The 13011-nt window shown below is 65.9% G+C and carries 11 protein-coding genes; 3 read left to right on the forward strand and 8 right to left on the reverse strand.

The features are described from left to right. The first annotated feature begins 60 nt into the window (after positions 1–60). Complete coding sequence (locus tag ACIHAX_RS02015; protein WP_397275295.1) at positions 61–516, forward strand: hypothetical protein; 456 nt, start codon at positions 61–63, stop codon at positions 514–516. Positions 517–524: 8 nt separating this feature from the next. Here the strand turns inward: ACIHAX_RS02015 and ACIHAX_RS02020 are convergent, their stop codons facing one another. The 5 genes from ACIHAX_RS02020 to ACIHAX_RS02040 form a co-directional block, all read right to left on the reverse strand. Further along, positions 525–1166 carry a hypothetical protein gene (locus ACIHAX_RS02020; protein ID WP_355079213.1) on the reverse strand — a complete coding sequence of 214 codons (642 nt, stop codon included), beginning with the start codon at positions 1164–1166 and terminating at the stop codon, positions 525–527. 166 nt (positions 1167–1332) lie between these two features. Beyond that, positions 1333–2913: an MFS transporter gene (locus ACIHAX_RS02025; protein ID WP_355079215.1), complete on the reverse strand. Its 1581-nt coding sequence runs from the start codon at positions 2911–2913 to the stop codon at positions 1333–1335. A 378-nt stretch (positions 2914–3291) separates the two neighbouring features. Further along, entirely contained in the window at positions 3292–4284 is a 993-nt protein-coding gene (locus ACIHAX_RS02030; protein WP_364438339.1) for a small ribosomal subunit Rsm22 family protein, read from the reverse strand. 98 nt (positions 4285–4382) lie between these two features. After that, a complete protein-coding gene (locus ACIHAX_RS02035; RefSeq protein WP_364438336.1) occupies positions 4383–5636 on the reverse strand; it encodes a SpoIIE family protein phosphatase in 1254 nt (417 codons plus the stop codon). After that, on the reverse strand, positions 5633–6442 hold the full coding sequence (locus ACIHAX_RS02040) for an alpha/beta hydrolase (RefSeq protein WP_355079221.1): 810 nt from the start codon (positions 6440–6442) through the stop codon (positions 5633–5635). Before ACIHAX_RS02040 ends, ACIHAX_RS02035 begins: the two co-directional genes overlap by 4 nt. Before the next feature lie 207 nt (positions 6443–6649). Between ACIHAX_RS02040 and ACIHAX_RS02045 the strand changes: the two genes are divergently transcribed. After that, the gene (locus ACIHAX_RS02045) at positions 6650–6985 is read left to right on the forward strand and encodes a DUF4333 domain-containing protein (RefSeq protein WP_355079223.1); all 336 of its coding nucleotides are present in this window, start codon (positions 6650–6652) and stop codon (positions 6983–6985) included. Between the two features lie 35 nt (positions 6986–7020). Here ACIHAX_RS02045 and ACIHAX_RS02050 read toward each other — a convergent pair whose 3' ends face one another. Together ACIHAX_RS02050 and ACIHAX_RS02055 are read right to left on the reverse strand one after the other, a co-directional pair. Further along, positions 7021–7890 (reverse strand): SDR family NAD(P)-dependent oxidoreductase, encoded by an 870-nt coding sequence (locus ACIHAX_RS02050; RefSeq protein WP_355079225.1) that lies wholly within the window; start codon positions 7888–7890, stop codon positions 7021–7023. A gap of 85 nt (positions 7891–7975) precedes the next feature. After that, positions 7976–9610: a GMC oxidoreductase gene (locus tag ACIHAX_RS02055; protein ID WP_397275300.1), complete on the reverse strand. Its 1635-nt coding sequence runs from the start codon at positions 9608–9610 to the stop codon at positions 7976–7978. A 187-nt stretch (positions 9611–9797) separates the two neighbouring features. Here ACIHAX_RS02055 and ACIHAX_RS02060 point away from each other — a divergent pair, with 187 nt between their 5' ends. After that, complete coding sequence (locus ACIHAX_RS02060) at positions 9798–11081, forward strand: cytochrome P450 (RefSeq protein WP_397275302.1); 1284 nt, start codon at positions 9798–9800, stop codon at positions 11079–11081. Positions 11082–11185: 104 nt separating this feature from the next. On the opposite strand, the gene ACIHAX_RS02065 is transcribed toward ACIHAX_RS02060, so the two are convergent. Then, a complete protein-coding gene (locus ACIHAX_RS02065; protein ID WP_397275304.1) occupies positions 11186–12991 on the reverse strand; it encodes a serine/threonine-protein kinase PknD in 1806 nt (601 codons plus the stop codon). Positions 12992–13011 lie beyond the last annotated feature (20 nt).

The following is a 13011-nucleotide window of genomic DNA, read 5'->3' on the forward strand; positions in this document are numbered from 1 at the left end:
CTCAGCGAACTCATGTCGACACAGCAGGCAGACAGTTCGAGTCCGACGAAGGGAGCAGCGGTGGATGTCCGGCATGGTGTAGCGGTCATAGCTCTGGCCATCGGCACACTCGGTGTGGCCGCCCCGGTGGTATCCGCGCTTCCTCTCGGTGTCCCCCCGGCGCGAACGCTCTGCGACGGTGGGGGCGCGGGCATCGGCATGATCGCCGCCTACTACGACCCCGACCGCAACTACTCCGGTCTGCCCACGCTGTGGATCCGCCCCGAGTTCGTCTTCGCGCCCGACCGGCCCGGCGGCTCCTGCGGCGTGGAAGTCACGGTTTCCTGGCGAAATTCCGACACCGGCGTGTACGGCACCCTGCCACCGATCCGGGTCGACGACAGCACACCGGCCGAGGAGAACGCGGCAGGCTCATGGATACCGGTGCCCATTCCCTCCGGTCTGGGCCGCGTGGAAGTCCTGATCGCGACGGACGCTCCCCACGTTCCCGGAAAGGGAGTCTTCGTCGTGACGTAGTCGGCGGCTCAGCCGGTGCCGCGGCGTGACTTCATCATCCGAACCCATTGGGCGATGGCCGCCACGGCCGAGAACATCGCCGTCGCACCGGCGAACAGCGCGGTACCGGTGAGTTTCGCGGTCTCGAACTCGACCTTTCGCAGCCCTGGCAGCGGATATTGCCCGTTGCCTGAAGCCCATCGGATCACGTAGCCGACCTGCGTGCCGAGGTCGGTGGGCGGGCCGGAGCCGATCATGGAGCGCAACTCCGGCCCCTTGCTGTTGAGATAGACCAGCGTGAAGGCGATGAAAAGCGCCACCGCCACTGCCGAACCGGTCGTCAAACGCGCGAGTGCCTCGGTGCGGGACCAGAGATTGGCCAACGCCGCGAGCACCGTGAGGAATATCGCGATGGTGGCGAAAATGGCCCATGTGCCGCTGAGATTGGAGTGCGCGGGCGGATTCTTCGACCAGAGCCCCACGAGCGTGGTGGTGATGTGGGTCTGGCCGAAGGCGTTGCTCCAGATCGTGCCATCCGGTCCGCCGGTGGCGAGCCACGGCTTGAACAGCAGGGTGAACGTGATGATGCTTCCGCCCGCGGCACACAGATAACCCGAGTTGTCCCGGAGCAAGACCACCAGCGGTTGCGCTGCCGCCCGGATTTGCGGCAACCGGGTCTGGAGTTTCGGCGGCCGCCCCCGAAGTTTCGGCAACCGCGACCGGAGTTTGGCGACGTCTACCCGGCGTTTCCGAGTACTGCCCGGCGAGCGGCTCGTCGCCCCCGCCTGTTGCTGCCGATCTCGATTCGCTCGCCAAGGAGTTGGCTGCACCATGTCGCTAATCGCCCTTCATCGATTCGACAACTGATGGGCCGCCAGATATCGGCTCGCTGATCAGCGGCTCTCGCCCGGCTGGCTCCTCGTGTCGACCGTCGACGGCCACCCCGGGGGCAGTTGCCGTTGGTTTCGCCACGGACAGCGGATCCGCGATGTCCTCCAAGGACTGCCCCTCCGCGTTCACTCCGAAGAACCAGGCGACCAGGCCACCGAAGATCATGAACCCGGCGCCGATGAGGTACCCCACCGTGAGCGGGAACCGGTCGGGGCTCGGGTTGTCCGCGCCGCCGACCAGATGCCCGAAGAGGAACGGCGCGACGACCCCGCCCGCGCCCTGCGCGATGGCGAAGAAGAACGAGATGGCCTGACCACGCAGTTCCAGCGGGAAGATCTCGCTGACCGTGAGATAAGCAGACGACGCCCCCGCCGAGGCGAAGAAGAAGATGACACACCAGAAGATGGTCTGGGTGGTGGCGTTGAGAATGCCCGCATTGAATGCCCACGCGGAAACGAAGAGCAACAAACCGGAGCCCACATAGGTGGCACAGATCATCTTCCGGCGGCCGATACTGTCGAAGAGCGGGCCGAGTACCAGTGGCCCGATCAGATTGCCGACCGCGAACGGGAAGAAATAATAGCCCGTGTGATCGGCCGGCACGTTGTAGAAATTGATCAGCACCAGGCCGACGGTGAAGAAGATCGCATTGTAGAGAAAAGCCTGCGTAGCCATCATCGTGAATCCGAGAAAGGAACGCGATGGATATCGTCCGAAGAAGATCCGGGCCATCTGCAGGTAGGACAGCCGATCCGCGTCCACGATGTCCAAGGCTTTGCTCTCGTCGACCGCGGGGAGCTCGATCCCCCTACTCCGCAACTGCCCTTCGATCTCGTCGACGGTCCGCTCCGCTTCCTCGGCCCGCCCGTGGGTGAGCAGCCAGCGCGGGCTCTCCGGAATGTGCCTGCGCAGGAAGATGATGATGAAGCCGAGGACGGGTCCGATGAAGAATCCGATACGCCATCCCCAGCCGGTCGGGATGAATCGCTCGTTGAACAGGATCAGGCTCGCGGCCGCTCCCAATGCCGCGCCACCCCAGTAGGTGCCGTTGATCGCGATGTCGACCCGGCCCCGATATCTGGACGGCATGATCTCGTCGATCGCCGAATTGATCGCCGTGTATTCGCCACCGATTCCGGTGCCCGCGATGAAGCGGAACAAGTACAGCGACCATGCGTTCCAGGAGAAACCGGCCAACCCACTACCGATCAGATAGATCGCCAGGGTCAGGATGAACAGCTTCTTGCGACCGAGCCGGTCGGTGAGCCTGCCGAACACGAGTGCGCCGACGACCTGACCGGCCAGGTACCACGAGGCCATCGCGCCGACCTGCCCGGAGGTCAGATGCAGCGTTTCGACGTCTTGCAGCGGTCCACCCATGCTGCTGACGATCTGGATCTCGATTCCGTCCAGGACCCAGGAGACCCCGAGCCCGACGACGATGAGCCAGTGGAACTTGGTCCACGGAAGCCGGTCCATCCGAGCGGGAACCAGACTTCGTACGACCTTGGTTTGCGTTTCCAGCACTTGACGGATCACCTCGATTTCAGAAGAAGGCCGGACCGTCGGGGGGCCTGCGCCGAGCCCCCGACCGAGCGCCACACAGGGATCACCTCGCCCCCTCACGAACTCGACCAGTGGGCGGGACCGACGCCCGGAACGCGGAAGCCCCAGCACAGCGCGGTCGTGAGCCGGGATCGCGCCTCGACATCTGCACGGGTGTCGCTCCTCAACGGCCTGAGCGGAACACGGTTACGCCCGATTTACGTAAATATTGGATCGTTGTGAATTGTGCCACTAGTTGGCGGCTCATTAAAGCCCGGCATCCTTCCCGCCCCCGGGCGACACTCGGCGCAGCTTGCCGAGCGGCGGGTCAGGCGGGGATCAATCTTCGGGCAGTGGCGATCAGTCCGCCGAGCGGTGGGATGGTGGCCAGGTGTCGCCCCATTCCGCGTCCCTTGCCTCGCGGTACGACTCGCCCTGTCGCTTCGAGACGAGGGTTTGCCGCACGCCGTCGTCGGCCGTGCAGACTTCCAGCGTGACCAAGCCCTTACGTTTGAGCGGATGTCGCAGGATTCGACCCGCGGCGGGGGCGTGCGCGGTCCGAGAGGCGATCACATAGGAGAACTTCTCGTCTTCATGGCCGAGTTCGCCCCCCTTCAACCGCCGGTGCAGGGACGTCCGGTTGATTCGCGTGCTGAAATGGCACCAGTCCGTCCCCGCGGCGAGCGGGCACATCTGTTGGTGCGGGCAGGGGGCCACGACCGTCAGACCGGCTTCGATCAAGACGTCGCGGGCGGAGAGGATTCTGCGATGGCCGTCCGGAGTTCCCGGCTCGATGACGGCCACCACTTCCGCCCCCTCGGCCGCCCTGGCCACCAGATCGGCTTGGTCTGCCTCGGAGAGTTCGCTCAGCACATAGGAAATCGTGACGAGGTCCGCTCCGCCGAATGCTTCCTGAGCGGCGAACGAGGTCCGCCGCCACACGGCGGAGCGCACCGCCGCGGAGGTGGCGTCGGCCGCGAGCTTGCGCCCTAAAAGCAGTGCTTCGTCCACCTGATCCAGTACGGTCGCCTCGGCCAAGGAAGGGAACAGTTCGCTCGCTGCCCATAGCGCCGCGCCGGTGCCCCCGCCGACGTCGAGCAGTGTCTCCGGCCGAAAGCCGGGCGCCTGCTCGGCGAACCGATCGAGCGCACTGTGCACAGCGGCCCACGTCGCGGGCATGCGATAAGCGGCGTAGGCGGTGACGTCGGCGGTCGAAGCGAGAATCGGCGCCGCCGCCGGGCGCGGGTCCCGGTAGCGCGAGATCAGCCGGTCGACCGAGGTGGCAAGCTGCCGCTGGGGAACGCCCGCGCATGCCCGGTCGAGGGCCTCGACAAGTTCGACGGGCAGTTCCACCCGGGATAACTCCTCTGGTCTGTAATGGCAGGCCCGTCATTCTGTCACTGCGGTGCCGACCCTACTTTCCTGGCGCTGTGCGGCAGCGTTCCAGTGCGTCACGCCTGGGGCGGAGGTAGCGCGTGGACGGCGAGGAGGGCGGTGTCGTCCTCCACCCCTGGTCCGAAGGAGTCGAGCAATTCCCGGATGGCTTCGATACCGCCGGATGCCGTCACGGGCGCCAGCGCGCGAGCGAATTCGAGGAGGGCTCGATCGCCGTAACGACCGCCGTTCTCCGTGACGCGAGCTTCGGTGAGGCCATCCGTATAGAGCAGCAGCGTGTCCCCGGCCTCCAGCCGGAAGCTTCTGGTGACGATCCGGGCGTGCGGGATCGCCCCGATCAGCTGGCCACCCTGGGTGTGCATCTCTTCCACGGCGCCGTCGGAACGCAGGAGCAGCGCCGGCGGGTGCCCGCCGCCTGCCAATGTGATGTCGCAACCGCCGCGATCGGCAGTGGGACGGATGAGCCCGAAGATGATCGTGCAGAACCGGGGCCTGTGACCGTGGTATCGCTCGGTGAGCGTGGTGTTGAGCGTGTCCAGCACTGCGGCTGGGTCGTGGGTGTAGGCGGTGGCCGTGCGCAGTGTGTAACGGGCCAGTGAAGTGAGTGCCGCGGCAGGAGCTCCTTTGCCACAGACGTCGCCCAGGAACATTCCCCAGGTGTCGGCAGTGATGGGGAACAGATCGTAGAAGTCGCCGCCGACCTCGTCGGCAGAGGCGATGTGGTAGTACGCGGCGACTTCGACGCCGGGGACCTGAGGCAGTTCGGGTGGTAGCAGGGTGGTCTGCAAAGTGGCGTTCAGACGCTGGAGGCGTTCGCGCTCCTCCTCGGCTTCGCGCCGTGCCCGCAGCAACTCCGTCTCGTAGGCCCGGCGCTCGCGGGCGTCGAAGACGGTGGTGCGAATCAGTAGCGGTTGCCCCTCCCTGCCGGTTTTGACGTGCGAACTCACCAGGACGGGTAGTCGCCGACCGTCGGCGGTCTTCATTTCCAGGGCAATGCCACGGATGTCGCCCTGCATCCGCAGCAGAGGTGCGAAGTGGGTTTCGTGATAGAGGCGACCGCCCACGGTGAGCAGGTCGGAGAAGTGTTTGCGTCCCACCAGTTCGTCGCGCCGCCAGCCCAGCCAGTCCAGCAGTGTGGCGTTCACTTTGGCGATGCGGCCGTCCAGCGAGGTGGAGAGGTATCCGCAGGGGGCGTTCTCGTACAGGTCCTCGGCGCTGTCCTCCAGTAGCGCGGCGAACACCGCGTCGTCGTCATCCGCCCCCGCTCCGAGAGCGCTGGCGCCGTCTCGGTCGCCCGCCGCGCTCGTCATCCGGTTTCCGCGGCGAAGGCGGCGATGGCGGCGGCGGTCTCGTCGGGAGAACTGAGCTGCGGGCAGTGTCCGGTCGCGGCGAGCGTGACCAGTCGACTGCCCCTGATCCGTTCATGGACGAACGCCCCGACCTCGGGTGGGGCGATGGCGTCGGCCGAGCACTGCAGAATCAGCGTGGGTACACCCACCGCGTCCAGATCGTCCCGGTTGTCGGACAGGAACGTGACGCGTGCGAAGACGCGCGCGATCTCGGGGTCGGTGCGGCAGAAACTATTGGTGAGTTCCTCGGCCAGCTCCGGCCGGTCCGGGTTGCCCATGATGACCGGCGCCATCGCGCCCGACCAGCCCAGATAGTTCGCATCGAGCGCCTCCAGCAGTTCCTCGATGTCGGCGGCGCTGAAACCGCCTCGGTACCCGGTGGCCGGATCATCGATGAAACACGGCGAGGGAGTCACCAGTACCAGTCCGGCGAATGCCGCGGGCTCGCGTGCGGCGGCCAGCACTCCCATCGTCGCACTGACCGAATGTCCTACGAAGACCACCGGCCCCAGTTCCAGCTCGCGAAGTAGCGCCAGCACATCCTCCACGTAGCCGTCCATGCTGGAGTAACGCGACGGGGTCCACGCCGAGAGATCCGAGCGGCCCGCACCCACGTGGTCGAACAGGACGACGGTGAAGTCACGCTCCAGAACCGGTGTGACCAGGCGCCACATGTGCTGGTCACACCCGAATCCGTGGGCGAGCACGACCACCGGTGCGCCGATCTTGCCGCGCACGATCACATGGTTCCTGCTCAACACCGCCACACAGACACCTTCGCAGAAGATCTACGCTGACGCCCACCACCGATATTTTGCCAGGTTGCCCCCTCGGGTGAGGCTCCCGGGCAGCAGCGGAGTGGATGACATCCGGCACGGCGGACCGCCGCCTCGCGCACTGGCGCGATCGGCCGCTTTCTGACTGATCAATCGATGGTCTTGCCAAGTCCTTCAGGGGTGGATAGGACTATCGGCGTGGTTGATCAACAGAACGTAGCCCGCACTGTCATGGCGGTTTCCTCGGCCGTGGTCGCCGTCTGCGCGGTGGCGGTGACGGTGAAGCTGATGGGCGCCGATCTCGACCCGGTCCAACAGCCGCGGGTGTTCGATCAGACTGCGTTGGAGCAGCAGGTGGCGAACAGGCTGCAGGGCGTGGGGGATCAACCTGCCGGTCGAGTGACCTGCCCCGGTTCTGTTGTGGTCCAGGTAGGCAACCAGTTCAAATGTCAGGCCTGGACGTACCTTCACTCGAAGGATGTGCTGGTCGAAGTGATCAGCGACCAGGGCGAGATCTCGGTGACCCGTTCGTAGCACCCGAGGCCCGGCCCGCACCTCCGGTCCGGTGTTCAGCGGCGGAACCTACGTTCCAGAATGCGCTGGGCTTGGTTGCGGTGGACGGCAGACCAGGCTTGGACCCGGATCGCCCACCAGGGGGCGATGTCGCGGGGTTTGGTCGTGACGGCGTGCGAGACGAGGTCGGAGGCTTCGTCGACGGTCAGACCGGGGGTGCGGCTGAAGTCGGTGGGGGCGCTCATCCTGGTGTGGACCAGGGGCATGTAGATCGATGTAGTGGTGACATCGTCGCAGGCGATTTCGGCGGCCACGCTGCGCAGCCAGACGTCGAAGGCCGCTTTCGAGGCGATGTAGGCCGACCAGCGTGGACTCGGCGGCAGGAGCACGCCCCAGGTGGAGATATTCACGATATGCCCCTGCTTGCGTGCACGCATATGGGGCAACAGAGTAAGCAGCAGCCGCACCGGGCCGAGATAGTTGATGTCGATGGTGCGGGTGAAATCGTGGAAGCGATCGTAGGACTCGGCGATGGGCCGCCGAATCGACTTTCCCGCATTGCTGATCACGGCATCTATGTGTCCGTACTCGGCCAGCAGTGTCCGGCCGAGCAGGTCGACGGCATCCAGGTCGGTCAGGTCGGTCGTGTACGCGTGGGCCGTGCCACCGTCGGCCGCGATGTCGGCGGCCAGCTGTTCCAGTTCCGGGCGGGACCGGGCCACCAGCGGCACCACCGCGCCCGCCGCGGCCAGCTTCCGCGCACTGGCCTTGCCGATACCGTGCGAGGCCCCGGTCACCAGCACCACCTTGCCTGCGACAGCCGCTCGTAGCGCTTCCTCGGTGGGCCGGGCTGTCGGATACAGCAACCGGATCGCCAGCCGTTCGGCGAGTGACCGTCCACTGTTCGTGGCCGGAGTCTCGTTCACAGCTCGACTGTATAAGGGCTGATCCGAGAACTCACGTGTCATGGCGAACTGGACCCGAGTCGGCGTCGATAGGCGCGCTGGCCCTTTACCCCCCGGAACGAATGATCTGTTCGATATTGCGCTCAGCCAGCGCGCTGATAGTCAATGAAGGATTCACTGTTCCGGTGCTACCCGGCACAGCTGCTCCGTCCATCACGTACAGGTTCCGATAGCCACGCACCCGGCCGTATCCGTCCGTTGCGCGCCCGATCACCGCTCCGCCCAACGGATGGGAGGTGAACGAGGCGTCCGCGTCGAAGGCGGGTCGAGAGATGGGCTGACAGTTGCAGGCCGCGTTGTTGTTGACTTCCCTCGCTCGCGCGAGATAGCCGGCAGCGCCGTCGGCCGGCCACCGCAGCTCCACGCGCCCATCGGCCGGGTCGCAGACGAACCGGCCGCGGGTGTCGTCGAGCACGATGCCCAACGATGCGAGAAGGGTGGTGTCGAAGGGCGTCGTGCCGGGGATGTACCAGTTCTCCAGCGACACGGGTGTGCCCGCCTCGTCCAGAATCCGGCTCGCCGACGGTGTGCCCTGCGTGCCCACCTCGAGCGTGCTGAGCGGCCGCGCCAAGGCGACATCGCCGTTGCTGCCCCAGCCTTCCCCGACGTGCTCGTTCAGGTTCGGCAGCGCGCCGGTCTCCCGGGCACGCACCAGCAGTTCGGAGGTGCCGATGGAGCCCGCGGCCAGGAACAGCATGTCGCAGGTCAGCGTCCGGGTGCGGAGCACTTCACCGGTCGGGTCCAGTTTGGTCACGGCGACGCTATAGCGACCCGACGCTCCCGGTTCCTCGGTGATGGCATCCACGCGATGGCCGGGGTAGATCCGGGCACGGCCGGTGCCCTCGGCGTAGCGCAGGTAATTCTGGTTCAGATCGAATTTCGCGCCGTTGGAGTTGCCCAGGTTCGAGCAGCCGACCGTCGCCGACGGCCTCGATCGCCCGGCCAGTTCGGCGCGGATGACATCCCAATTCCAGGTGCCGTCGATGCGTTGCGGCGTATAACCGGCCACGCGGACCTGTTCGTCCCAGGCCCGCGAGTGCACGAACGCGAAAGAGTTGTAGATATCGTCGGGTATCACGCTGGGCCGCAATACTTCTCGGACCTTGGGGTAATAGACGTCGTGCATCTCGCGATAGTCGACCACGCCGCCGAACACATGGTCGAAGAATCGCTGCTCCGGCTCGATCATCACCCCGGTGAACACCACCGAGCCACCGCCCACACACGCACCGCGCCACACGTCGATGCCCGGGTAATTCGTGACATCGAGGACCCCGCCGAACGGATCGATCTGCAGCGGAATCCGGTTCACCCCGGTAAAGGTCGTGCGATGCCAGAAGCCGCGGCCATCGGGAATCGTGTCGGTGGCGAAGATGTCACGCCACGGATCATTCGGCCAGCGCGACCCGCGCTCGAGCACCGCGACCTCGATCCCCGACTGCGCCAGACGCAGCGCGGTGACCGACGCCCCGAACCCCGATCCGATGACGATCGCGGGCACATGGTCGGCGGGATCCGGCAGCGGCGCGAAGATCTCCGGCACCAACATGCGGTACATCGATGTTCTCGGGCTCGGGCTGAAATCGTCCGCCCACGCCGCAGACGCGGCCGTGCTCGCGCCGGCGACACCGAGCATCGTCGCGGCCAAGCCGGCACTCTTGACGAAACCACGCCGGTCCATCGTGCCTCTCGTTCGATCCGAACGCGCTCCACAACACTTCAGCATCCGCATGGACGACCATGCGCAGTACGTTCCTGGCCCAGCTCATCGGTACCGCCTTGTCGGCGACAAACGTTAACGCTAATAGTTCAGCAATGTAATAGCTACTCTTTATCATGAGGAGTGGGTCGGGAGTGAGGAGGCGGCGATGTTGACTCGCGCCTGGATTCGGTGGCTACTCACTCATGGCCTGTTACGGACCTATCTCCGATGGGCGGCACGCCGGGGTGACCCGCTCGGGCAAATCGCTGTCGGCCAGGATCGCTTGCTCGGCTCATCACCATATATCGAGGAGATCCGGCGGCGCGGCCGTATTCCCAGCATGTCGGGCGTACACGTGACGGCAGACTACGAACTGTGCCGACTCATCTTGCGCGATCGACGCTTCGGTGTGGTCACCCCATTCCATCCAGCCCTGCCGAAGCCGATCCGCCGGGCGCTGGACAAAACGGATCTGGGGCTTCCCAACCTCGGGGAGCCGCCTTCGATGCTCGTGACGGATCCGCCGGATCACACCCGGTACCGACGCCTGGTCCGGCACGCATTCGGCCCGAAGGCGATCGCGGCGCTGGAGGGACGAGTCACCGAAGCGACCAACGACTTACTCGATCGCCTGGAATCGAAGCCTCGCCCTGATCTGATCGAGGACTTTTCCGCACAGCTGCCCGTCACGGTCATCGCCGAGATCCTCGGATTGCCCGCCGACATGCATCCGACCCTGCTGAAATGGGGAGACACGGGTGCGCCACTGCTCGAACGTGGCCTGAGCTGGACCACCTACCGCCACGCCATCGAAGACTTGGTCGAGGTCAAACAGTACTTCGACCACTACCTCGACGAACTCGCCGCCGAACCGAACAACGACGTACTCAGCATGCTGGCGACAGACGGCGAAACCACCCGTCGCGAGCAGGTGGCCAACGCGGCCCTGCTGCTGGACGCCGGCTTCTTGACGACAGTGAATATGCTCGGCAACGGAATCGTCCTACTGACAGGCCATCCAGACCAGCTGGAATCGCTCATCGCGCAGCCGGACTTGTGGCCTAACGCAGTCGAGGAAATCCTGCGCTACGACGGTCCCGTGCGGATGACCGGCCGGGTCGCGAACTGCGACGTCGACATCGCCGGTGAGCGCATCGAATCGGGTTCCCTGGTCCTGCTGTCGTTGGCCGGCGCCAACAACGACCCCGCAGTCTTCCCAGATCCCCAGCAATTCGACGTGACCAGGGACAACGCCACGGAACATCTCGCGTTCAGCAGCGGGATACACGGCTGCCTGGGAGCCAGGCTGGCCCGGCTGGAAGGCGCCGTCGCGCTGCGAACCCTTTTCGAGAGGTACCCGAATTTGAGCCTGGACGGTCCGCCGGTCCCCCATCCCTTGCGGAATCTGCACGCCTACCGCTCCATGCCCGCCAAGCTCCTTGCCGACTAGATACCGGGTTGTGCGACGGCGTCGGTCCGGTCCGGCGGGGTCGTCGAAGGAGTGAGGTGCTTCGGCTTCTGGTTGGTGGAATATCGGCGTTGGCCGGTCTGGGGTCAGCCGGCCTGAAGTTTCACCACCGGATCGAGGCCCAGATCGGTGATGTATACATTGCCCGCCGAGTCGACCGCCACGCCCTGGGGATTCTTCAAGCCGGTGAACGGCAGTGGGGTGGGCGTCGACGCGCCGGCCGCCAACCTCACCACCCATTTGTTACCCCAGTCCACGACGTACACATCTCCCGCCGTGTCGACCGCCAAGCCCTGGGGATCTTTGAGCCCGGTGAATGGCAACATGGTCGGCGCCGACGCGCCCGCGGCCAACATCCTCACCTGCTCGGTACCCAATTCGGTGACGTATAGGTTGCCCGCCGCGTCGACCGCCACACCATCGGGACCTTGGAGCCCCGTCAACGGCAGCGTCGTCGGCGCCGCCGCGCCCGCCGCCAATTTCAGCACCCGATCATTCCCCCGGTCGGCGACGTATACGCCGCCAGCGTTGTCGACCGCCACACCATGGGGATCCTTCAGCCCGGTGAACGGCAGCGGGGCAGGTGTCGACGCGCCCACCGCCAATTTCAGCACCCGATCGTTACTCGTGTCGCTGACGTATACATTGCCCGCCGGGTCGACCGCCACATCCTGGGGATTCTTCAGGCCGGTGATGGGCAGCGGGGTCGGCGTCGACGCGCCCGCCGCCAATTTCAGCACCCGATCGCTACCCATGTCGGTGACGTATACGTTGCCCGCCGGGTCGACCGCCACACCGGTAGGCAGGCTGACGCCGGTGAACGGCAGCGCAGTCTGTGCTGAATAGCCCGGGGCGATAAGTGTGGGCGAGTTGCCACCGCCGCCTGATCCCCGTTGGACACCGACGACGACAGCTACGGCGGCCACCACCACCGCGACCGCGACCGCGAGCAGTCCGGCGTTCTGGCGCGAGAACCTGATTCGCCGCCCATGGCGCGTAGCCACGCCCACGGTGGGACTGACGGGCGAATCGCCCAGCGCGGCGCGGGCGGCCGCGGCCAGTTCACGCACAGTCTGGTAACGATCGCGGGGGTTCTTGGCCATCCCCTTCGCGATGACCGCATCGAACGCAGTCGGTACGTCGGGTGTGGTGGCGCTGGGACGCGGCGGCGGGCTGTGCAGGTGATGGGCGATCACACCCTGCATCCCGAATTCGCTCGCGAACGGCGGCCTGCCGGTCAGGCATTCGAACAACACGCACGTCAACGCGTACACGTCCACTCGGGCGTCGGCCTTGACCTGGGCATCGATCTCCTCCGGCGCCATGTAGGCGAGGGTGCCGATGGTCTCGCCGGTCGCGGTCAGCGTACGGTCATCGGCGGCGTGGGCGATCCCGAAGTCGATCAGGGAGGCGAACTCATCGGTCCCGAGCAGGATATTGGTGGGTTTGACATCGCGGTGGACCAGCCCGGCGTCGTGAGCCGCCTGCAGCGCACCGGCCACCTGGACGATGATCGCCACTGCCCGCCGCGGCGACAAGGCGCCTTCCCGCGCGATCAACGTGCGCAGGTCGGTGCCCTCGATCAGGCGCATATTCAGATAGAGCCGACCGTCGATATCGCCGAAGTCGTGGATGGGTATCACATGCGGCTCGGTCAACTGCGCCACCGCCCGGCACTCCCGGCGGAACCGCTCGCGCAGCTGCTCGTCATCGGCGAAGCGCTCGGGCAACACCTTCAGCGCAACCACCCGATTGGTCAGCGAATCATGCGCCCGCCACACCTGACCCATGCCGCCCTGACCCAGCAGCGATAACAGCCGATAGCGCCCGAACGCCTCGGCTGGCCCCGACCCCCGGGCGGTGTCCCCGCCATTCACTGACGTGTCATCCATGATGCCGTCCCGTGACCACT

Source organism: Nocardia sp. NPDC051929, assembly GCF_044548645.1.
Classification (GTDB): Bacteria; Actinomycetota; Actinomycetes; order Mycobacteriales; family Mycobacteriaceae; genus Nocardia; species Nocardia sichangensis.

Bases quoted from the DNA above. Each gene is read 5' to 3' on its own strand.
- ACIHAX_RS02035 (WP_364438336.1), bottom strand. From the start codon at position 5,636: ATGACGAGCGCGGCGGGCGACCGAGACGGCGCCAGCGCTCTCGGAGCG.
- ACIHAX_RS02055 (WP_397275300.1), bottom strand. From the start codon at position 9,610: ATGGACCGGCGTGGTTTCGTCAAGAGTGCCGGCTTGGCCGCGACGATG.
- ACIHAX_RS02060 (WP_397275302.1), top strand. From the start codon at position 9,798: ATGTTGACTCGCGCCTGGATTCGGTGGCTACTCACTCATGGCCTGTTA.
- ACIHAX_RS02065 (WP_397275304.1), bottom strand. From the start codon at position 12,991: ATGGATGACACGTCAGTGAATGGCGGGGACACCGCCCGGGGGTCGGGG.